The following is a 21,118-nucleotide window of genomic DNA, read 5'->3' on the forward strand; positions in this document are numbered from 1 at the left end:
GGGAGAGCGCATCTTCAACTAGCGGAGTGTTTCTGAAAGGTTCCGAACTGCCCCATTTGGCCAACCTCAAATCCCAGCCACAAAAAAACCGGCCCTATAGGCCGGTTTTTTCTATCGCTGCATCCCCCGTCAAAAAAAACAACGTGAGACAAAAATTGAGTGGAGCGGGTAGAGGGAATCGAACCCTCGTCGGAAGCTTGGGAAGCTACTGTTCTACCATTAAACTATACCCGCTCAGAGCGGCTGACTTTGTACCAGACTCGGCCACGGATTTGAAGTTTTTCTTTTACTCATGAACGCTTTGAATCACTGAAAACGGTCAATCGCGGGCGAGCACTGCGGTGCGTAAAGCAAAATCCCAGCCCCGCAGCCTCGCGCGCGATGACACTCTTTCAAATAGCCAATGCATGTTGATCCTGAACAAACGAGTAACGCGTTCGGCTGGTCTGCTGTGCCGGTTTCAGAAAGCCGAGCAGGGCGTTCTGGCTGTCGCGGCACGCGGCCTTGTGTTCCATGTCGAGAAAGTGCCCGGTGGCTTGCAGCGTGGTGAACGTGCTCTGCGCCACGTGGTTGCCGAACAGGCGTGCGTCTTCGGCAGCGGTGTATTCGTCCCATTCGCCGTTTAGAAACAGCACTGGCACGTTGATCTTTTTCGCTGCGTTCAGATAGCACTGCCGATCACTGTGCAGTACGTCGCTGATGTGGAAGTGCATCTGCCCGTATTCGTGCTCGGCCAGGCTGCTGACGTGGCGATAGTTGAAGCGTTTGAACAGTGACGGCAGGTGTTTGCCGATGGTGCTGTTGACCAGATGGCCGACGCGGTCGCCGTCGCGCTGGCCGAGGTAGTCGACGCCGCGTTCGAGGTAATCGAGCATGTGCGCGTTGATCACTGGCGAGAACGAGCTGATCACCGCCCGTTCAATGCGCCGTGGCTGGTGGGCGAGAGCGACCAGGGTCGCGGCGCCGCCCCAGGAAAACGACAGCACGTGTTCGGCGGCGAAGTGGTCGATCAGCTCGAGCAGAATCTGCCCTTCGACGTCCTTCGTCAGATGTTTCTCGTGGCGATTGTGGGCTTTTGACCGGCCCGCGTAGGGCTGGTCGTAGCAGACCACGTTGAATTGCGGGTGCAGGTTTTTCACAGTCTGTGCAAACGACGCAGTCGTGGCCATCGAGCCGTTGACCAGGATGATGGTCTTTTCTGCGGCGTCTGCGCGATAGAACTCCGTGTAAACCCGATACTGACCCTGTATATCCAGCACAGCGATTTCTGGCCTCATGTCATAAGACTCCTGGCAAGCAAGCGGGTATGCGCGCAAATAGAGATTGCACGAGCTTTGTGACAGGTAGGCATACGCCTGGAATTTGCTTGGCCCATGTCGATCCATGACTGCGGTCGACGGGTATTGTTATTGGCGGGCAGTCTGCCGGCTGAGGCGGAGCCTTGAAGGCTCTCTACCGGCAAAAAGTTTCTTGGATGTATGTTGTGACTCATCGGTCACAATCTGGCCGACGTCCTGATTCAAGCAGGGGAGTCGGGATCGCGCAAGTGCCGTTGGTAAATTGTTCGACAACTTCTGCTGAGCGGTCGCCGGCTTAGAACAAATGGATCTCTTCGGTGCGCAAAGCGCGGTACTCGCCCGGTTTTAGCGCGTTATCGAGGTGTAGAAGCCCCATGGATTCGCGGTGCAGGCGCAGGACTTTGTTGTTGAAGAAACCAAACATGCGCTTCACCTGATGGTAGCGACCTTCGACGATGCTCAGCCGCGCCGACCGTGGGCCAAGCAGCTCCAGCTGCGCCGGTTGCGTCGTCAGGTCTTCGAAGGCGAAGTAGATGCCCTCGGCAAAGGTGATCGCATATTGCGCGCCAATCTCCTGCTCGGTCTCGACGTAGTAGACCTTTGGCAGTTTGGTCTGCGGCTGGGTCAGGCGTCGCGACCATGCGCCGTCGTTGGTGATCAGCATCAGGCCGGTGGTGTTGAAGTCCAGGCGTCCGGCGATGTGCAGATCGTCCTTGTCCGGCTCATCGATCAGGTCGAGCACGGTCGGATGTTGCGGATCGCGGGTGGCGCTGACGCAGCCCGGCGGCTTGTGCAGCATGAAGTAGCGCGCCGCTTTGCCGACTTGTAGCACTTCGTCATCGACTTCGACACGGCTGAATTCCAGCACTTCGCTGTGCGGATCGCTGACGACTTTTCCGTCAATCCGCACGCGCTTTTCCACCAGCAACAGGCGAACCTGCTGACGGTTGTAGCGGGGCAGGTTGCTGAGGAAACGGTCGACGCGCATGTTCAGGTTTCAGTAAATGAAGGGGCGCGCATCTTACGGGATCGGCCGCTTGGCCGCTTGCAGTTGCGCCTCGACTTGCGCGCAACGCGGGCACAGGCAGGATTGGTTGCGCAGTTCTGGCGGCAGCGCTTCAAGCACGGCCGGGTCGATGCTCACGCCATAGCACCAGCATTCGCGGTCGGCGCTGCGCGGGTCGGCGAGGCTGCAGTCGTTGCGGGCGCCGCAGGCCGGGCAATGGTCGGGTTTAACGTCAGAATCAGGCATAAGTCGAGTGAGGCATTTCCACGCAGGTGCGATTGCGGCCGGTTTGTTTGGCCCGGTACATCGCATGATCGGCCCGCGACAGCAGGCTGTGCAAGGTGTCATCGCGTTGCAGGGTGGTGGCGCCGATGCTTACCGTCAGATGGAGGCGGTGGCCGTCGTAGGCATATTCGTGCTGTTCGACGTGTTGGCGGATCTTTTCGGCAATTTTCTGACCGGTGTCGCCGTCGGTGTCCTTCAGTAAAACGATAAATTCCTCACCGCCCCAGCGGCAGACAATGTCGGCGTGGCGCAGGCAACTTTGCAGGTCGCGGGCAAAACCGATCAATACCTGATCGCCGGCCATGTGCCCGTAGGTGTCGTTCAACACCTTGAAATGATCGAGGTCGAGCAGCAACGCCGTCAGCGGTTTGGTTTCGCGTTGGGCTTCGTGCAGAGCCTGCGCGGCGAGAATGTCGAAGCCACGGCGGTTGGGCAGTTCGGTGAGACTGTCGAGAATGGCCTGCGCCTGGATTTTGCTTTGATAACGCTTGATCACGCGGTTGAGCAGCGCCAGAACGATCAGCGTCACCAGCAGGCAGATCAGCAGATTCAGGTACAGCGACTGGCGAATCTCACTCAGCGCGCCGTCTTCGCGTTTATCGACAAACAGGTACCAGTTCAGCTCCGGAATAAACCGTACGTTGAGGAAATGCCCTTGCCCATGAGCGGAATATTCGTAGCTGCCGCTGTGCGGTTTCGGCAACTGGCTCACCAGACTTTTCATGCTCTCCAGTTCACTCAGGCTCTGACCGATGTGCGCGCCTTCAGGCCCGCCCTCGGCGCCGGTCAACACCAGTCGGCCGAAGGTGTCGACGAAGTACACGCTGCGTTGATAGCGCTGTTGATACTTGTCGATCAACTTGATCACCGCGTCCACGGTCAGACCGACCCCGGCCGCGCCGATGAAGCGATTGTGATAGTCGTAAACCTTGTAGTTGATGAAGAACGTCAGGTTGTCCTTGTTAGCCAGATCCGGGTCGACGTTGATCTCGTACGGGTCCTTCATGTCGCGCACGCGGAAGTACCAGGCGTCGCGCGGCTCATCGACCTTGACCTGCTTGAGCACGCCTTTGGCGTGGTAGTAGGTGAGGGTGCTGTTGGAGACGAAGAAAGCCGTGTAGGCGCCGTAATGGGTCATGACTTCGTCGAGGTAGCGGGTCATCTGCTCGGGATTTTGCTCGCCGTTGACCACCCAGTCGCGCATGAAGGTGTCGCGGGACATCATCGAGGAAATCAGGATCGGCCTGACGAGGTCTTTCTGGATTTCCGAGTAGACCGTGTCGGACGTCAGCGGCAGTTCGGTGTTGACGATGTTGTCGCGGATCGACGCGCGGGAGGCGTAGTAGCTGAGTAACGACGTGGCAAGGAACCCGGCGCCGAGCAGGGCGATCAGCGTCAGGACCAGTGAGCGTTGCGAGTACAGGGGAGAACGAAGCGGCATGGCAGATCCGTTAGCAGTGGCCCGATGGCATGCATTCTAGTGGGATGGCCGGGAAAAGACTGCGGGATTTATGCCTGAAATGGCGGGGGATATGACGTTGAGGGTGTGTGTGGAGGATCGCTCCCTCACCCCAGCCCTCTCCCGGAGGGAGAGGGAGCTAGATTGTGGTGATTTCAAAAATTGTGTTCGGCTCGGTATCACCGAATGGCAACTATCTTAAAGACACCTCGGTCAGTCCCCTCTCCCTCCGGGAGAGGGTGAGGGCTGGTTTCTGGATCAACTCCGAGTTTCAAGATACGCCCGCCATCCCCCCAAATGGCTGATGTCCAGCGCCCCTTCCAGACCATACGGCTCACAAATAAACCCGCTCTCCCAACGTCCATCCGCCAGTTGCACCTTGCCCAACCCAAGCGGTGCCGGAATCCCGGTGAGGAACGAGCCCAACTCACTGCTCGGCAATTCCCACACCTCCACCGCAATCGCCACACCGCCAGCCTTGACCCGCACCATGCCCGGACGCAGCGGTGGGCCGCCGGCCAACGCGTGCAGTTGATAGTCCGGCGAACTCAACGTCGTCTCCAGCAATCTCCCGCCACGCTGCGTCAGTTGCCAGTTCAACGCCAACCCTTGCAAATGCGCGCCACACACCACGATGCGTGCGCGATCATGGCGCGCAACGTTTGCGGGCGTGGGCAATGCCGAGTCCTGCTGACGCTGCAGCGCATCGGCCACGCTCAGCAGATATTGATCGGTGAACGCCCGGCCAAACAGCGTCACGCCCCACGGCAATCCATTGGCCATAAACCCGCTCGGCACGGCGACGGCGGCGTAGTCGAGCAGGTTCATGAAGTTGGTGTAGTAACCCAGTTCGGAGTTGCGCAAAACCGGTTCGGCGTGCAGTTCGGCCAGTGTCACCGGGCGGCCGATAGTCGGTGTGAGTACGCAGTCGAGATCTTCGAGTGCCTGATCGCACAGCGCTTTCAAGGCTTGCAGCCGATATTGCGCACGGAAGGTCTGTACGCCGCTCACCGCCGGCGCCTTGGCCAGCACGGCACGAATCACCGGCAAAACCGCTTCGGGATTCTGCTCCATCAACTCGCCTGCCACGCTATAGCGTTCGGCGACCCACGGCCCTTCGTAAAGCAGGCGCGCGGCTTCAAGGAATGGCGACAGGTCCAGTTCAACCGCTTCGCCACCCAGGGCCTTGAGCCGGTCGATGGCATCGCCGAACAGCAGCGGGCCTTCGACGCAGCCGAAAAACTTGAGATCCTGCGCGCGCGGCACACCGAATCGAAATGCGCGTGGCGCACCAAACGCCGAGCCGTCATTCCACGATGGATTGCGGCGGCTGTATTCGTCGCGCGGATCAAGTTTTGCCATCAACGCGAGCAACTGACTGGCTTCACGCGCCGTCGCGGTAAACGTGGTCACGCAATCCAGCGTGCGGCATGCGGGCAGCACACCGGCCGTGGAAATCAGGCCTTTGCTCGCCTTCAATCCAACCAGATTATTCAGCGCCGCCGGCACCCGACCGGAGCCTGCGGTGTCAGTGCCCAAGGCAAAACTCGCCACGCCCAACGCCACCGCCAGCGACGAACCGGCGCTGGAGCCACCGGACGGATACTCCGTCAGCACGCTGTTCGGGCACGCGCCATACGGCGAGCGGCTGCCGTTGAGCCCCGTGGCGAATTGATCGAGGTTGGTCTTGCCCAGCGGAATCGCCCCCAAGGCGATCAACTGCTCGACGATGGTCGCCGAGCGCTCCGGCACATAAGCAAAGTCCGGGCACGCGGCGGTGGTGGCAATACCCGCCAGATCAATGTTGTCCTTGATCGCAAACGGCACGCCATACAGCGGCAGACTGTCGAGGTCGCGGCCGTCGAGGGCGGCAAGGTAGGGCTCCAGTTCAACGACGCTGAGCAGATGAATGAACAGGTGATAATCCGGGTTCAGCGCGGCAGCTTTCTCGCGCAGTTTCGCCAGCAGTTGACGTGGTGTTGTGTCGCCATTGCGATAGGCCTGGCGCAGAACATCGAGTTGCAGATTCATGAGTTGATCCTTATCCAATTGGCTTCAGTCGAGTTCCAGCACCACGACCCGTTGTCCGGCGCGCACCGCCGAACCGGGCTGCACGCGGATCTCGCGCACCACCCCGGCCATCGGCGCGAGGACCGGGATTTCCATCTTCATCGACTCGAGAATCACCAGCACGTCACCCGCCGCGACACGGCTGCCGGCCTCGACCTGCACCTGCCAGAGATTGCCGGCAATGTGGCTGTCGACGCTGTGCTCACCGTCGGCCAGTGGAGCGTCTTCGCTGGACTCCGCCACGGCTTCTTCGCTGTCGAAATGCGCCTGACCGCTGGCGATCCAGCGTTCGCGCTCGGCGTTGAATGCGCCTTGTTGCTGAGCACGAAACGCGTTGATGCTCTCGGCTTCACGGCTGAGAAACGTCTGATACTCGGCGAGGTTGAGTTGGCTGTGTTCGATGTTCAGATCGAAGCGCCCCAGCGGAAAATCGCGGCGGATGCGCAGCAGCTCGTCGGCGCTGACCGGGTAAAAACGGATCTGATCGAAGAAGCGCAGCAGCCACGGTTTGCCGTCGAACGCGGCGACTTCGCGATAGCGGTTCCACATTTGCAAGGTACGCCCGACAAACTGATAACCGCCGGGACCTTCCATGCCGTACACGCACATATAGGCACCGCCGATGCCCACCGAATTCTCGGCGGTCCAGGTGCGTGCCGGGTTGTATTTGGTTGTGACCAGACGATGACGCGGATCGAGTGGTGTGGCGACTGGCGCGCCGAGGTAAACGTCGCCAAGCCCCATCACCAGATAGCTCGCCTCGAACACCGTGCGCTGCACTTCGTCGAGGTTGGGCAGGTCGTTGATGCGGCGGATGAACTCCAGATTGCTCGGGCACCACGGCGCGTCCTTGCGCACAGTAGTCATGTATTTTTCGATGGCCAACTGGCAGGCCGGGTCGTCCCACGACAGCGGCAAATGGATGATGCGCGACGGCACTTGCAGGTCGTTGGCGGCGCACACCGCGTCCCATTCACCGGCGACGATGCCGAGCAGATCGGCCAGCGGCAGTTGCTCGGGTTGATAGTGGATTTGCAATGAGCGAATGCCGGGGGTGAGGTCGATCACGCCGTGCAGGGATTTGTGTTCCAGCGCTTGCATGAGGGCGTGGGCGCGGAAGCGCAGGACGAGATTGAGTTCAGGCTCGCCGATTTCCAACAATAGGTGAGTATCGCCAGAGACCCGCCCAACCAAGCGCATATCACCCTGACCCAACTCCAGCACCACAGGCGACACAAGATCCTGTGGGAGCTGGCTTGCCAGCGATGAAGTTAATGCGGTGTCTGGACGGGCCCCATCGCTGGCAAGCCAGCTCCCACAGTTATCCCATTTCAGGGCGAGATCGCGGGCGGTTTTGAGGTCGACGGGAATGAACTGGATCTTGTCGCCAGCCTTGAGCTGCCCCAGTTGCCACAGATCCGCCTCGATCACCGTCACCGGGCAGACAAACCCGCCAAGGCTCGGGCCATCCGGGCCGAGGATCACCGGCATGTCACCGGTGAAATCCACCGCGCCGATGGCATACGGATTGTCGTGAATGTTCGATGGATGCAACCCGGCCTCGCCACCGTCGGCACGCACCCATTCCGGCTTCGGCCCGATCAGGCGGACACCGGTGCGGCTGGAGTTGAAATGCACTTCCCACTGGGTTTGAAAAAAACTGCCGATGTAGTTTTCCGTAAAATATTCCGGTGCGCCGTGCGGGCCGTAAATCACCCTGATCTGCCGCACCGCTGGCAACGCGGTGATGTGCTGCTCGGTCAACTGCTGGCCAGCACTGCGGTCAGTCAGCGCAGGGATATGCAACACATCCCCGGCACGCAACGCCCGACCACCATGCCCACCAAACTGGCCGAGGGTGAAAGTGCTTTTGCTGCCCAGATAATCCGGCACCTGCAAACCACCGCGCAGGCACAGATAACTGCGTGCCCCGGCGCCGCTGATGCTGCCCAGATGCAACGTCGCGCCCGCCGGGATCAGCAGCGCGGTGTTCATCGGCACGCTTGTGCCTTCAAGCGTCAAGGCAATCGGCGCCCCCGTCACCGCGACCACTGCTGTGCAATTGAAGCGCAGCAACGGCCCGCTCATGGTGATTTCCAGCGCCGCCGCGCCGTCAGCGTTGCCGAGCAGACGATTGCCCAAACGCAGCGCGCGACTGTCCATCGGCCCCGATGGAGGTACACCGACAGCCCAGTAACCGAGGCGACCGGGATAATCCTGCACGCTGGTTTGCGTGCCTGCGCTGAGCACTTCAAAAGTGTTGGCGCGATAGACCAGACCTTCCAGACAACGGGTCCACGGCTCACCGCTGGCGAACGGCGCGTCGAGGAGAATCTGCCGCAGGTAATCGCGGTTGGTTTCCACGCCGTACAACAGACTGTCGCCCAACGCTTGATGCAACTCGGCGCGCGCCTGTTCGCGGCTCGGCGCCCAGGTGATGACCTTGGCAATCATCGGATCGAAGTACGGCGGAATCTCGCAACCGGCCTCAACCCAGGTATCGATGCGCAGTTGAATACCGTTGGCCGGCGGGAATTCCACGGCTGTCAGCAAGCCTGGGCTCGGCTGAAAATCGCGGCCGGGATCCTCCGCGTACAGGCGCGCCTGAATCGCGTGGCCCTCGGGTTTCAGCTGACGATACAACTCGCTCAGCGGCGGTAAATCTCCCGCCGCCAGCTCAACCATCCAGCGCACCAGATCCACGCCCCATACTTGCTCAGTGACGCCATGCTCCACCTGCAACCGTGTGTTCACTTCGAGAAAGTAGAAGCGCTGCGCGTCGCTGTCGAAGACGAATTCAACCGTGCCGGCGCTTCGGTAGTTCACCGCCTTCGCCAGTTTGATCGCCGCCGCGCACAGCTCGTCGGCCATGCCGTCGGGCAAGTTCGGCGCCGGGGTTTCTTCGAGGACTTTCTGATTGCGCCGCTGCACCGAGCAGTCGCGCACGCCGAGGGCGATGACCTCGCCGCGTCCGTCGCCGAACATCTGCACCTCCAGGTGCCGGGCGCGCTGAATGTACTTCTCGATAAACACGCCGGCGTCGCTGAAGTTGTTCTGACCGAGGCGTTTCACCGCTTCGAACGACTCGCTCAGTTCGCTGGCGCTGCGGCACACGCGCATGCCGATGCCGCCACCGCCGGCGGTGCTTTTCAGCATCACCGGGTAGCCGACTTGTTCGCCGGCAATCAGCGCGGCGTCGAGGCTGTCGAGCAGTTCGGTGCCTTCGAGCATGGGCACGCCATGTTGTTTGGCCAACGCGCGGGCGGTGTGTTTGAGGCCGAACACGCGCAGTTGCTCCGGCGTCGGGCCGATGAAGGCGATGTTCTGCGCTGCGCAGGCTTCGGCGAACGCGGCGTTTTCCGAGAGGAATCCGTAGCCGGGATGGATCGCGGTGGCGCCGCTTTGCTTGGCGATGGCGAGGATTTTTTCGACCGCCAGATAGGTGCCGGCGGCAGCGCCTTCACCGAGGCTGTGCGCTTCATCCGCGTGCAGGATGTGCAGGCTGGCGGCGTCGGCTTCGGAATACACCGCCACGCCTTTGACCTGCAGTGCGCCGAGGGTGCGCAGGATGCGGCAGGCAATGGCGCCACGGTTGGCGATGAGGACTTTTTCGAACATGGCATAACCCCTGAAGGGGAAGCGGGCCGTCCCGCTGTTTTTCGACAGACATCCGGGCCGTCCCGGATGAAAAAACCACTTCAGATCACCACCGAGCCCCTGTAGGAGTGAGCCTGCTCGCGATAGCGTCGGATCAATCGAAACTGATGTGTCTGACACACCGCGATCGCGAGCAGGCTCACTCCTACAATGGGATTTGTGCTGGTTTCACTTTTTAAGGCATTGCCCGGAACGGGCCTGGCACAGGGCGAAAAGCCAACGGCGCAAACGGCTGATTTTCAGTTCCATACCAGCAGCTCCGCAGGTGTCGGGTTGTAGGCGTTGCAAGGGTTGTTCAACTGCGGACAGTTGGAAATCAACACAATCACATCCATCTCCGCACGCAAGTCGACGTACTTGCCCGGCGCCGAAATCCCGTCCTCGAAGGTCAGCCCGCCATCCGCCGTTACCGGCACATTCATGAAGAAATTGATGTTCGGCCCGATGTCACCTTTGCCCAGTCGCCCATCATGGGCACAGGCGCGCAGGTAGTTGTCGCGGCAGCTGTGCATGTAGCGTTTTTCCAGGGCGTAGCGCACGGTGTTGCTCTCTTGCGCGCACGCGCCGCCGAGGGTGTCGTGGCGTCCGCAGGTGTCGGCGACGATGGTCAGCATTGCGTGGCCGAGGTTGGAATACAGCACGCTGCCGGTGCTCAGGTAGACGCTGTTCTGTCGACGCAAGGTGCGCTGCACGTCGTAGCGTTCCTTGGGGTTGGCGAGGCTGTAGAACAAGGTATCGACGGCCTGATTGCCTTCCAGGTCGAGAATGCGCAGGGTCTGGCCAGCCTTGACCTCCATCAGCCAGGGTTCACCGGCCGGGATTGTGGCGCGATACACCGCTGCGTCGGGTTGTTTTTGCGAAGTGGCGATAGCAACTGACATGGCAGCGATCCTCAGGCGAACAAACGGTCGGTGTTGATAAAGCCGCGCTCATTTTCCGGGCGCGAGGTGCGGCAGTGTTCGGCGACGCTGGCGTCGGCGTTCATCCAGCTCAGCTTCAGTGGTTTGGGTGCGTATTCCGGCGCCGGATCCATCGGGTGTTGCAGCGCGGTGAGCACCACCAGCGTGTCCATCGGCGCGTACAGTTCGATGTAATCGCCAGCCTTGGAATTGCCCTCGACGAAGTGGAAGCGCCCGGTCTCATCGACGTTGACCCGGCTGAACAGATTGAGCGTCATCAGCAGATCGGAGAGGCCCAGGCCCCACTTGCCGAGTTCCACCAACAGGTTGTCGGTGCCGTTGCGGAAGAAACCGTTGCGCAGTTCCTGATAGCGGCCCTGGCCGTACTTTTCTGCGACTTCTTCGGCGCAGAGCACACCGCCGAGACTGTCGCTCCAGCCGCAGGTGTCGGCAGTGATTGCGGCGAGTACGCGGCCCATGTCCGAGTACAGGCAGTGGCCGCTGGTGAGTTTGGCGGTGTGTTGGCACTTGAGGCTGTCGGGCAGGTTCAGCCGCTCGGTTTTTTCATTGGCGTTGAGCAGGGTCAGGCTGACGTTGGCGCCGCCTCGCAGATCGGTCAGGCGCAGCAATTGGCCGCGCTTCAACACGAAGGAACGGTGGCCGCCACCGGGGAGCATTTCTTCGGCGAAGGGTGGAAACAGTTGGATCGAATCAGTCATCGGCTTATTCATCGGAGCAGTCCTCTCAAGCGGTGCGAAGGGCGCCTGCCAGTGGCAACGGCAGGGCGTCGACGGCGGCGCGTTGGGCGCGGCGGTCGCTGTTCAAAGGGATGTCGTAGGTGATGCGTGCGCCATAGGCGCCGGGGGCGTGCGGGTCGAGACGCACCTTGTCGAACACCAGCAGACGGGTGCCGAGGCTGAAACCTTCGGACAGGTCATGGGTGACCATGAACACGGTCAACTGGGTCTCGCGCCACAGCTCCAGCAGCAAGGCGTGCATGTCCTTGCGGATGCCCGGATCGAGCGCGCCGAACGGTTCGTCGAGCAGCAACACCCGCGGTTTCATGATCAGTGCCTGGGCAATCGCCAAGCGTTGCTGCATGCCGCCGGACAACTGCGCCGGGTATTTGTCGAGGGCATGGCCGAGGCCGACTTTATTCAGCAATGCCGCCGCTTGTTCGCGCGCCTCACGTTTGGCGCTGCCGAACAACCGACCGATCAGCGGCGCACGCGGCAATTCGAGGCCGAGGGCGACGTTGTCGAGCACGCTCAAATGCGGGAACACCGAGTAGCGCTGGAACACCACACCACGGCTGGCATCCGGTTCGCTGGCCAGCGCTTGACCGTCGAGCAGAATCTCGCCGCGACTCGCGGTTTCCTGGCCGAGCAGCAGGCGCAGGAAGGTCGATTTGCCGCAACCGGACGCGCCGACCAGGGTGCAGAACTCGCCCTCGTTGACGCTCAGGTTCAAGCCTTCCAGCACCACCTGATCGGCGTATTGCTGCCAGACGTTTTTCACGGTGATGAAGCTCATTTGGCCGCCCCCTCATACCAAGGGAAGGCGCGACGGGTCAGGTATTTCAGGCCCCAATCCATCAGCCAGGCGAGGAGTGTGATCCACACCACGTACGGCAGAATCACGTCCATCGCCAGATAGCGCCGCACCAGAAAAATCCGGTAGCCGAGGCCGTCGGTGGAGGCGATCGCTTCGGCGGCAATCAGGAACAGCCACGCTGAACCGAGCATCAGCCGTAACGAAATCAGCAAGCGTGGCAGCAGTTGCGGCAACACCACGCGCAGCATCAGCGTCCAGGTCGAGGCGCCGAGGGTCTGCGCCTTGATCAGCAGTTCGACGGGAATTTCCCGTGCGCGCTGTTCCAGATCGCGAGCGAGGGCTGGGGTGATGCCGATCACGATCAGCATGACTTTCGACAACTCGCCCAGACCGAAGACGATGAACAGAATCGGCAGGATCGCCAGCGGCGGCACCATCGACAGCACTGTCAGCAGCGGTGACAACGGCGCGCCGAACAACGGCAGCGTGCCGGCGGCGATGCCCAGGCACAGCCCGGCCAATGCAGCGATGCCGAGGCCGATGGCCAGACGCCGCAGACTCGACGCGGTGTCCTGCCACAACAGGTAGTCACCGGTGCGGCTGTCGGCATTGAAGGCCAGACGTTTGACCGCGTCGCTCATCTGCACGGCGCTGGGCAGCAGTTTGTCGTTGGGGTTTTCCGCTAGGCGCTCGGCCGAACCCATGAAGTAGGCGAACAACACCAGCGCGAACGGCAGGATCACCAACAGCAGGCGACTGGGGCGATCCGGGTGGCGATTGATCAGGCGCATGGCCAAATCCTCCGTGGCTTACAGCTTGGCGTCGGCGGCCATCTGCACGTAAGTCGGATCGAAACGCAGCTTGAGGTTGCCGGTGTCGCCACTGGTCACGCCGTTGGCGAAGGCCATGCCGACCGCGCTGGTGTCTTTCGCGCCTTCGCCGAGCAAGCCGTGCTGGAAGGAGAATTCGGCGACCTTGCGCATGGTTTCCGGCAGTTGTTTGCTGGTGGCGAAGTTCAGCGCTTCGCTTGGCGTGGCGAACAGTTTGGTGGTGTCGAGTTGTGCCTGGAATCCAGCGAGGTCGGTGCCCGAAGCTTTGGCCATGTGCTCCAGCGCAGCTTTGCTCGCGGCGTTCTTGGCGTTCATCAACTCGACCACTTCGAACCACGCACCGGTCAGTGCTTTGCCCAGCGCCGGGTTGTCTTTGAGGGTGGCGCTGTTGACCACCATCATGTCCATGATCTCGCCAGGAATCTGGCTGGAATTGAACACCTCGGTCACGCCCGGTTTGGCCTTGATGTCCGAGAGCATTGGGTTCCAAGTAGTGACGGCGTTGACCTGTTCGGTGTTGAAAGCGGCGGAGATATCGGCGTCGGAAGTGTTGACCACTTTCAGGTCTTTCTCGGTCAGGTCGACCGAATCCAGCGCGCGGGCCAGCAGGTAGTGCGAGACCGACAGTTCGACCAGGTTGACGTCCATGCCCTTGAGGTCGGCGACTTTCTTGCCGGCGCCCTTGAGGACGATGCCGTCGTTACCGTTGGAAAAGTCGCTGACGATCAACGCGGTGCTGTCGACGCCGCCGGCGGCCGGAATGGTCAGCGCATCCATGTTGGTCATGGTGCAGCCGTCGAACTGGCCGGCGGTGTACTGGTTGATCGATTCGACGTAGTCGTTGAGCTGCACGACGTCGATCTTGATCCCGTATTTCTTCGCCCATTTGTCGACGATGCCCTGGCTGCCGGCGTATTCCCAGGGCATCCAGCCGGCGTAAATCGTCCAGCAGACGCTGAAGTGGTCTTTCTGGGCGGCGGGGGATTGCGTGCTGATGAGCGCGGCGAAGGCGGCGGCGAGCAGGGCGGGCAAACGTAGTCGGGTCATGGTGGATTCTCCAGTTGATCAAGGGCGGACAGGAAGGCAACGCGGCACCGCGAACGGTGGCTTGTCTCCCGGGCTTTTGTCCCGCCGTGTAACCTCAACTGGAGGTCGCCAACTCTCGGACCAGCCACTCGCGATTGCGAGCCGGAACCCTAGTCAGCCATTGCAAATTGTGGTGCCGCGAACCTGTGATGACTCCTGCACGGGTTTGCTAAAGCGAGACGCGTGCCAAGTTGCGTCAGGCGCTCTGGCTCGGGCGCGCGGGTGGCGTCGGTTTGCAGGTGAGGGCGATGTGGCGCTTTGTGTTGGTGCGCGGCTGCACCGTCATGCAGCGTGGTTGCCGCTGATCTGATGGTTTTGCGGTGTTGGCACTCGGCATGGCTTCGCCAGTCAAAACAGATGTCAGCCGGTCTGTGCCGACTGCTGTCGCGGGTCTTTCAGGAGGCCGCCATGCTCATTCAAAAAACGTTGCGAAGGGCGCTGCTGGGAGCGGTGCTCGGTTTCGGTCTGTCCGGTTGTTATTACTACGCCGGTCCCTACGATGCGTATCCGTCCACCTACTACTATCCCGGCTATTACTCGCCTTATTACTACGGTGGTTATTACGGGCCACGCTACTACGGCGGTGCGCGTTATTACCACGGTGGCTACGGGTATCGGGGTGGTTACGGACGGGGTTATCACGGCGGCGGATATCACGGTGGCCACCATTAATCAGCGGCTGAATGACAGCGTTTTCCAAATGAACAGGATTTCATTAATCACTTGTTTCAACTTGTTGCAGGAACGCACCAGATGCCGAAAACGCTGTCTGATTTTTCGACAGTCACCGATTAAATGACTGTCGCCTGCCAGCGTCGCTGGTGTGGCCAACCCGCGGTCCAGGAGGCCGCCATGTATAGACGAATTCTTCTGCTTGCTGCGTTGATGTTTTCCGTTGCCGGTTGCGTCCCGTACTCTTACGCGGACTCGTATTACAGCTCAGAGGTCTACACGTCACCCGCACCGGCCTACTACAACACAGGCGGCACCTATTACCGGGGTGGCAGCACGTATTACGCGCAGCCACGTTACTACCAGCCAGCCCCGCGGTACTACCAGCCAGCCCCGCGGTACTACCAGCAACCGCGCTATTACCAGTCGGCGCCGCGTTACTACCAACCGGCCCCGCGCTACTACGAAAGCCGTCGCTGGCACGACAACGATCGCGGGCGCTGGAATGGCCACCGTCGCGGCGGTTGGGATAACGACCATCGCGGTCGTGGCAACTACGACCGACACAGTGGACGCGGCGATCACAATGGGCGTGGTAACCGCTGGTAATCACCCGCAAATGAAAAGCGGCGCTTGAAGCGCCGCTTTTTTGTGCCTGAGGATATCGTCAGGATGAAGACCAACTGTTAAGCGCACTAAATGACTTAAGGCCGCGGTCGCTTTGGCGCTTGAATCTGATGATCAGCGACTAGGGTCCGGTTTGATCGCTATATCAGGCACCGGCTTGTAGGACAGGCCGTAATCCACCAGTAATTCATCTCCCTTGCGAATGTCATTCAGCGCCACGTAGAAGGTCAGGTTTTTCCCCGCGGCGATGGTAATGACGTTATTCGACCTCCATGCCGGGCCATTGCCCAGTTGCGAGGTATTGATCAGGCTCAGGGTATTGCCCGTGTGCAGCGCACTCACTGAGCGATTGCCCGAACGTGTGCCGAACAAATAGGTCAGTACAGCCCGTGAACCTTGTTTGCGTATCTCCCGAAACAATGACGCTTCTGATTCGTGGAATTTGCCCGCGTACGGTCCAAGCACCTCAAATTTGGCAATATCGCGGCGCGCCCATACCGACGCGCCGCGATTGGGTCCACCGTCATCCAGGGCCGTGAGCACTTCCAGAGTCTGATCAAACCTCGCCTGATGCTGCCCTTCGGTATGCAACCAGTCTTTGATCGATTCCTTGATCTGAGTTGATACGTGTTGTTTGCTTGCGCTATCGAGACCGTCAAGCAGGCCACTCCAGTTGGCGATACGGATGTCATCAATCGGTCCCTCTACGGATAATGTCCGGCTGATTGTCGGGTTTTGCGGATCTTGCAGGATCGGCAATGTGTTGTCGGCTTGATGAGGCAACGACGAGGAAGCCCCAGGTTCAATCTTGATGGTGACTGGCAAGATGTCGGAAGAGAGGCCTGGAATTTCGTCGACACGCTCTGGCGCCTCGGCGGGCTTCTTCGGTTGCGGTGAGTCCAGCGAGACCGGCGCCGGGCGCTTTTGTGGCGCAATCGTTTCAGGGGGCTGGTCTTCAAGGCGTGGCAGGGTACTTTGCCCCACTCCTTCGAGACGTCGCAAGGCTGTGTCTTTTAACGTGCCGTCAATGTTGACGTAGCTCATCCATTGGCGGGGATCGAGTCCGTTCTGGCGCCCGAACGCGGTCACCGAGACGGTGTTGTCCGCAAGCCTGAAAAGCACGTCCCAGCGGCGTAAATGTTCGTCGGTAATTGCGTTGTAAGTATGGCCTGCGGCCTTGTGCATCAAGGCCTGCCCCCGTGGCCCCAGACCTCCATCGGCCCGGACATAACTGTAAAGTGTATTCGGATGAAGATGATGATGACCGGCAAAACCTTCCACGGTCATTGTGTCTCGCTCCTGCTGAGACATCTTCTGCCAGTCACGGACATGTGTTTCATCCGGCTGGTTGAAGGCCAGGTCGGCAGGACGGTCACGTACTGATATGCCGGTCGCGCTCAACTCGCCGTCAGGTTTCACGTAGTACTCAAATGTTTTCCGCGGCAGATTGTTCTGTCGGGCAAAGCCTGCGCGGGTGAGGCTCTGTCGCTCCGCTTGCGGTAACGCCAGCCAGTTCCGCAAATGTTCGGTAGTGATCCTTTGTTTGCGCACTCTTGTGCTTTGTGCTCCGCTTTCGATACGCCGTAAGGCTGCGGTTCTGAGGGTTCCATCGACTTTGACTTTCGATTGCCATGTAGCAGGATTGAGTGAGTGCCGACGGACAAAATCCTCTGCCGTGAGGGTGTTGTCTTGCTGTCTGGAAAGCCCGTACCACTGACGCAAATGTTCATCGGTCAAAATGTTATAGGTGCCACCGGCCGCGCGGTGCAGTAGCGATTGTCCGGCTGGCCTCAAGCTTCCATTGGCGTACACATAGCCCGCAAAGGTCTCTGGTTGAAGATAATGATGACCGGAAAATCCTTGAATTGTGATGGTGTCACGCTCTTGCTGAGTCATGTTTTGCCAATCACGGACGTGCGTTTCGCTTGTCCGATTGAAGGTTTTGTCTGTCGGACGGTCGCGTACGAGTACGCCGGTTTCGCTCAATCGGCCGTCAGGCTTCACGTAGTACTCGAATGTTTTTCGCGGCAGATTATTCTGCAGTGCAAAGCCTTCTCGGGTTAGCTGCTGCTGTTCTGCTTGAGGCAGTGCCTCCCATCGCCGCAGGTGCTCGGCAGTGACCCTCTGGGTCTTGCCCTTCGGACTCTTGCCGGGCACCTCGATCTGCCGAATCACCTGCGCTTCTGCTTGCTGAAGCGAGACAGGCTGATCGATGTTTTGTCCCGCCTTATCGCGACGTTTGACAGCTTCCTCTGTCAGCGATCCATCTTGCTTGACGTGCTTCTGCCATATGAAGGGGTTGAGCTGATGTTGATGCATGAACTGCGTGGCTGTCATCGCGTTGTCCGGCTGCCTGAAGAGCGCATTCCACTGGTGCAGATAGTCATCTGTAAATGGGTTATAGGTACGCCCGGCCGCTCTGTGCAGCAGCACTTCGCCAGCCGGCCCCAGGCCACCGTCGGCCCTGACGTAACTTCTGAAGGTTGCCGGGTTCAGGTGATGCAGACCGGCAAATCCGCCCATGGTCATTACGTCACGGGCGTTCTGCGTCATTTTCTGCCATTCGCGGACATGCGCTTCGCTCGGCAGATTGAATGGCGTGTCAACGGGGCGGTCGCGCACCAGCACGCCCGTGGCGTTCAATTGGCCATCAGGCTTGACGTAATACTCAAATGTTTTGCGAGGTAGCAGATACTGTCGGGCGAAGCCGCTGCGAGTAACTTGTTGCTGTTGCGCCGTCGACAATGCTTCCCATATCCGCAAATGCAATGCGGTAATCTCCCGCCCAGCCCCTTGCGCGCCCAGTCGTTGCCACTGCTCATCCCGGAGATGCTGAATCAGCAATTCGGTTTGCCGGTTATTGTGATAGACCCGCGCCTGCACAATGCCGTCTTCCGTGCGAGTGATCTGTCTGACCTCGTACACCGCCGATTTACCGCTGCTATCGGTATGGCGTATGTGGGAGAGATGCCCATCGGCGGCAACATATACCCCTTGGCTGTTGCGAGAGAGCCCGGTGATTGTGGACTCGGGCACACCGTAATGCCCGAACAGATCATGGCTCAGCTCGAGTAACTCATCGACGTGTGAAGTGATCACTCTGCCGGCGACCGCCTGGGTGGCGACCGCGAACTCCTCGATCGGGCTGCCATAAGGTCGCATCGTGTTGGCATCAAATGAATACCAGTGACCATTCTTCAACACGGCGGCGCCTTCCACAGTCTGGCCAGCCACTTTTATGGTGCCTGTTGCCGCCGCATCATATTGTGTGCTGACAGCTTTCAATACGTCGTAGCTGTCAGCGGCGCCCCTGAGCCGGTTGACGGCTTTGGCACCTCGGGAGAGTAGATGAGCGCCGCCGGTAGCGAGGAGTCTGGCCAGATTACCCAGGCCACCCACCGGGTTGAGCACCTCGATGGTGGCGACGCCGATAACATGAACGGTCTTCAGTGTCTTGGTCCCGGCGGAAAGAGCTGTCCTGCCGATCCTGATCAATTTTCCGGCAGTGGCGGCGCCCGCAGTGAGAAAACCGAATACATCCACTGTGAGATCAAATACCGCCTCGCCGTAGTTGCCCTTCTGAAAATTGACGATGGCGGACCTGAAGGGAATCAGGTTCAACAAAAACTCCCCCAGCGCCTTGGGCCGGTAATATTCGTCCATAGGCGTCTGCCCGCGTGCCAGCTCTTTGATTGTGGGGTCATCCAGATCAAGATGTTGTACAAAGGTATCGGCAATCGCACGGGACCGAGCGCTGTTGAAACTGTTCAAAAGTGATTCGCTGACGGTGCGCTCACGACCCAGTTCATTTGCCGCCTCACGGGGGACAAGCTCTCTGGTCGTAAAATATTTGTTGGCTTCCCTGGAATCCTGATGCTTTGCCTTGTGCGGAGCTATGCGTTCGATCGTGTCTTTATTGATGTTGATTTCATATGCGTGGAAGTGGCCGCTCAACTGCGTTCCAATGAGCAGTCCGGGCGCGTTCGGACAGGGGGTATGGTTGAAAAAGCCATCTGACAAAAATGATCCTTGCTGGAAAAAGCTGATTTTTCCAAACTCGAAATTCTTTCGGTCCTCTCGTGGGAGCAGGGAGATCATGTGCCTGACCGTTGTATTGACAGCGGTTTTTTTAGCCTCGATGGCGCGCGTGAATTGCTGTTCGAAAGCCTCCCGCACGCCAAATGTCGGGTTACTGTTCAATGCCTCCAAGGGAATACGCGAGTCACTCGATGCCAGCGGCCGTGGATTCGGCAAATCCATCATCGCGTAATCCAGTAGCGAATGAATGCCACTAAAACCCGTCTGTCCACGCTCGCCACGATATGTATCTGTGTGGAGTGCCTTGACGTCGAAAAGCGGACCCAAATCGCCAAATCGCTCCATCAATATGGCCAGGGCAATGTCTTTTCGTGTCGGTAATTCCTTGTCCAGTATTCTGGCGGCAGCAAGCCGCTCATCCAGCTCCTGGTTAAATGTCGCTCTTATCGTTTCAAGTTGTCCGGCGGTGTAGCTGTCATCGTTTATTTTCAGGATGATTTCGTTGGCCACGGCCCAATCGAGTAACGCAGCTGTCTGAATGCGCTGGGTAGACGCAGGGTCTGCCAGGCGGGCACTTTGCGCCATGCTCATGACCTGGGCAAACGTCAGGCCGGGGACTTTGCCCGGTGTTTGAGCTTCGATGGCCATTGCTGCCATGGTCAGGTTGGCCCAAGCCAGACTGCCAACTTTCACATTCTGAGGAGTCTCTGCAATCAGAAACTGCGGGGCCAGCCTGGCCAACAAAAGGTACGCACCGGCTTTCGCCAAGTCAGCGCTGGTTCTACCTTCACGGCTTAAATGAGCAGCCAGTTCACCTGCAACTTCAGAGGCGTGCCGACCCCAATGCCGATCACTGGCCAGATCAAAGCCGGCTGTTTTGTGCCGATCAGGGGTTGCGATCGATTCGGGGTCCAGCTGCAGTGTGATGCCCGCCAGCAGGTAATCGATCGCACTGCTTGCGCTGTCAATGCCTTGCATTTTCTGTTGCAAAGCTCTGCCCATCAGTTGCCCTTGCGCACAGCCGAGCAGGGTTTCAAGTACCCGGGCAGGATCGTTCACGATGTTATCCGGGAGTGGGCAGCGATAGCGCAGAAACTCCAGCACACCGCCCTTGGTTTGCATCACCAGCGGCTGATCGCCCAAATGGTGCGCATGATTCATCGTGATCAGGCGCAAGCGCCGTTGTTCGTCTGGACTCAGTGGAATCGGCCAGGACAACGCCCCACCCGGATTACCCAGCGGTTGCCGGATGGCACTGCCGGTACCTGCGTTTGACGAGTCGATGTCGTCAGGTTCTGGCGTGGATTGATCGTCAAGTGGGAGCGGGTGAATCTGCGAAGGTGTGATTACGAGGGTATTGCCCGTCATGAGACTGTCCATAGTCAAAGAGTCGTCCTTGGGAAACGCGGGGGGCGCTTCCAGCGTCCACGAGAGTAAAAACACTCCGTGAACAAACGCCATAAACCAAGTGTGAGACTTTGCGTACAGGTCAGATGAGCCCAGTGTCGCGCGGCCGGAGAGGATGTAAACGGACTTCCTGTCCAATCCGGCGATAGGCTCAGTAAACCCTCAAATCCGCCAACGGGTGCCGCACCGCTTTTTTATGCCCGTCGAAAAGTCGTCCCATTAGCCTTCTC

General features: G+C 59.6%; 14 protein-coding genes, 1 tRNA gene and 1 riboswitch. Of the genes, 2 read left to right on the forward strand and 13 right to left on the reverse strand.

Annotation, left to right across the window (positions count from 1 at the left end; all coding sequences use genetic code 11):
* Window positions 1-160: 160 nt before the first annotated feature.
* The 12 genes from AC3IUF_RS07080 to AC3IUF_RS07135 all read right to left on the reverse strand — a co-directional run bounded on the left by AC3IUF_RS07080 (window position 161) and on the right by AC3IUF_RS07135 (window position 14,105).
* A tRNA-Gly gene (locus tag AC3IUF_RS07080) sits at window positions 161-234 on the reverse strand.
* Between the two features lie 158 nt (window positions 235-392).
* Window positions 393-1,277, reverse strand: coding sequence for an alpha/beta fold hydrolase (locus tag AC3IUF_RS07085; protein WP_007911470.1), 885 nt, complete (start codon window positions 1,275-1,277; stop codon window positions 393-395).
* Window positions 1,278-1,593: 316 nt separating this feature from the next.
* Window positions 1,594-2,286 (reverse strand): pseudouridine synthase, encoded by a 693-nt coding sequence (locus AC3IUF_RS07090; protein ID WP_273914384.1) that lies wholly within the window; start codon window positions 2,284-2,286, stop codon window positions 1,594-1,596.
* 33 nt (window positions 2,287-2,319) lie between these two features.
* The gene (locus AC3IUF_RS07095) at window positions 2,320-2,550 is read right to left on the reverse strand and encodes a cysteine-rich CWC family protein (protein WP_007911468.1); all 231 of its coding nucleotides are present in this window, start codon (window positions 2,548-2,550) and stop codon (window positions 2,320-2,322) included.
* On the reverse strand, window positions 2,543-4,030 hold the full coding sequence (locus AC3IUF_RS07100; protein WP_489280779.1) for a sensor domain-containing diguanylate cyclase: 1,488 nt from the start codon (window positions 4,028-4,030) through the stop codon (window positions 2,543-2,545). Before AC3IUF_RS07100 ends, AC3IUF_RS07095 begins: the two co-directional genes overlap by 8 nt.
* Before the next feature lie 276 nt (window positions 4,031-4,306).
* Window positions 4,307-6,079 (reverse strand): allophanate hydrolase, encoded by a 1,773-nt coding sequence (gene atzF, locus AC3IUF_RS07105; protein ID WP_489280781.1) that lies wholly within the window; start codon window positions 6,077-6,079, stop codon window positions 4,307-4,309.
* 24 nt (window positions 6,080-6,103) lie between these two features.
* Window positions 6,104-9,736, reverse strand: coding sequence for an urea carboxylase (uca, locus tag AC3IUF_RS07110; RefSeq protein WP_489280783.1), 3,633 nt, complete (start codon window positions 9,734-9,736; stop codon window positions 6,104-6,106).
* 278 nt (window positions 9,737-10,014) lie between these two features.
* Entirely contained in the window at window positions 10,015-10,656 is a 642-nt protein-coding gene (locus tag AC3IUF_RS07115) for an urea amidolyase associated protein UAAP2 (RefSeq protein ID WP_095113798.1), read from the reverse strand.
* 11 nt (window positions 10,657-10,667) lie between these two features.
* Window positions 10,668-11,393, reverse strand: a complete 726-nt coding sequence (locus tag AC3IUF_RS07120; RefSeq protein WP_489280785.1) for an urea amidolyase associated protein UAAP1 — start codon at window positions 11,391-11,393, stop codon at window positions 10,668-10,670.
* Window positions 11,394-11,418: 25 nt separating this feature from the next.
* Window positions 11,419-12,207, reverse strand: a complete 789-nt coding sequence (locus AC3IUF_RS07125) for an ABC transporter ATP-binding protein (RefSeq protein WP_123376328.1) — start codon at window positions 12,205-12,207, stop codon at window positions 11,419-11,421.
* On the reverse strand, window positions 12,204-13,019 hold the full coding sequence (locus AC3IUF_RS07130) for an ABC transporter permease (RefSeq protein ID WP_095113796.1): 816 nt from the start codon (window positions 13,017-13,019) through the stop codon (window positions 12,204-12,206). Before AC3IUF_RS07130 ends, AC3IUF_RS07125 begins: the two co-directional genes overlap by 4 nt.
* 18 nt (window positions 13,020-13,037) lie before the next feature.
* Window positions 13,038-14,105, reverse strand: a complete 1,068-nt coding sequence (locus tag AC3IUF_RS07135) for a putative urea ABC transporter substrate-binding protein (protein WP_007911457.1) — start codon at window positions 14,103-14,105, stop codon at window positions 13,038-13,040.
* Window positions 14,106-14,168: 63 nt separating this feature from the next.
* Window positions 14,169-14,269: riboswitch (guanidine-I (ykkC/yxkD leader) on the reverse strand.
* A gap of 283 nt (window positions 14,270-14,552) precedes the next feature.
* On the opposite strand from AC3IUF_RS07135, the gene AC3IUF_RS07140 reads away from it, so the two are divergent.
* Window positions 14,553-14,816 (forward strand): hypothetical protein, encoded by a 264-nt coding sequence (locus AC3IUF_RS07140; RefSeq protein ID WP_007911455.1) that lies wholly within the window; start codon window positions 14,553-14,555, stop codon window positions 14,814-14,816.
* A 180-nt stretch (window positions 14,817-14,996) separates the two neighbouring features.
* Window positions 14,997-15,425 (forward strand): hypothetical protein, encoded by a 429-nt coding sequence (locus AC3IUF_RS07145; RefSeq protein WP_489280789.1) that lies wholly within the window; start codon window positions 14,997-14,999, stop codon window positions 15,423-15,425.
* A 132-nt stretch (window positions 15,426-15,557) separates the two neighbouring features.
* On the opposite strand, the gene AC3IUF_RS07150 is transcribed toward AC3IUF_RS07145, so the two are convergent.
* Window positions 15,558-20,849: an SET domain-containing protein-lysine N-methyltransferase gene (locus AC3IUF_RS07150; protein WP_489280790.1), complete on the reverse strand. Its 5,292-nt coding sequence runs from the start codon at window positions 20,847-20,849 to the stop codon at window positions 15,558-15,560.
* Between the last annotated feature and the right edge of the window lie 269 nt (window positions 20,850-21,118).

The organism is Pseudomonas sp. KH_040 (genome assembly GCF_057839305.1).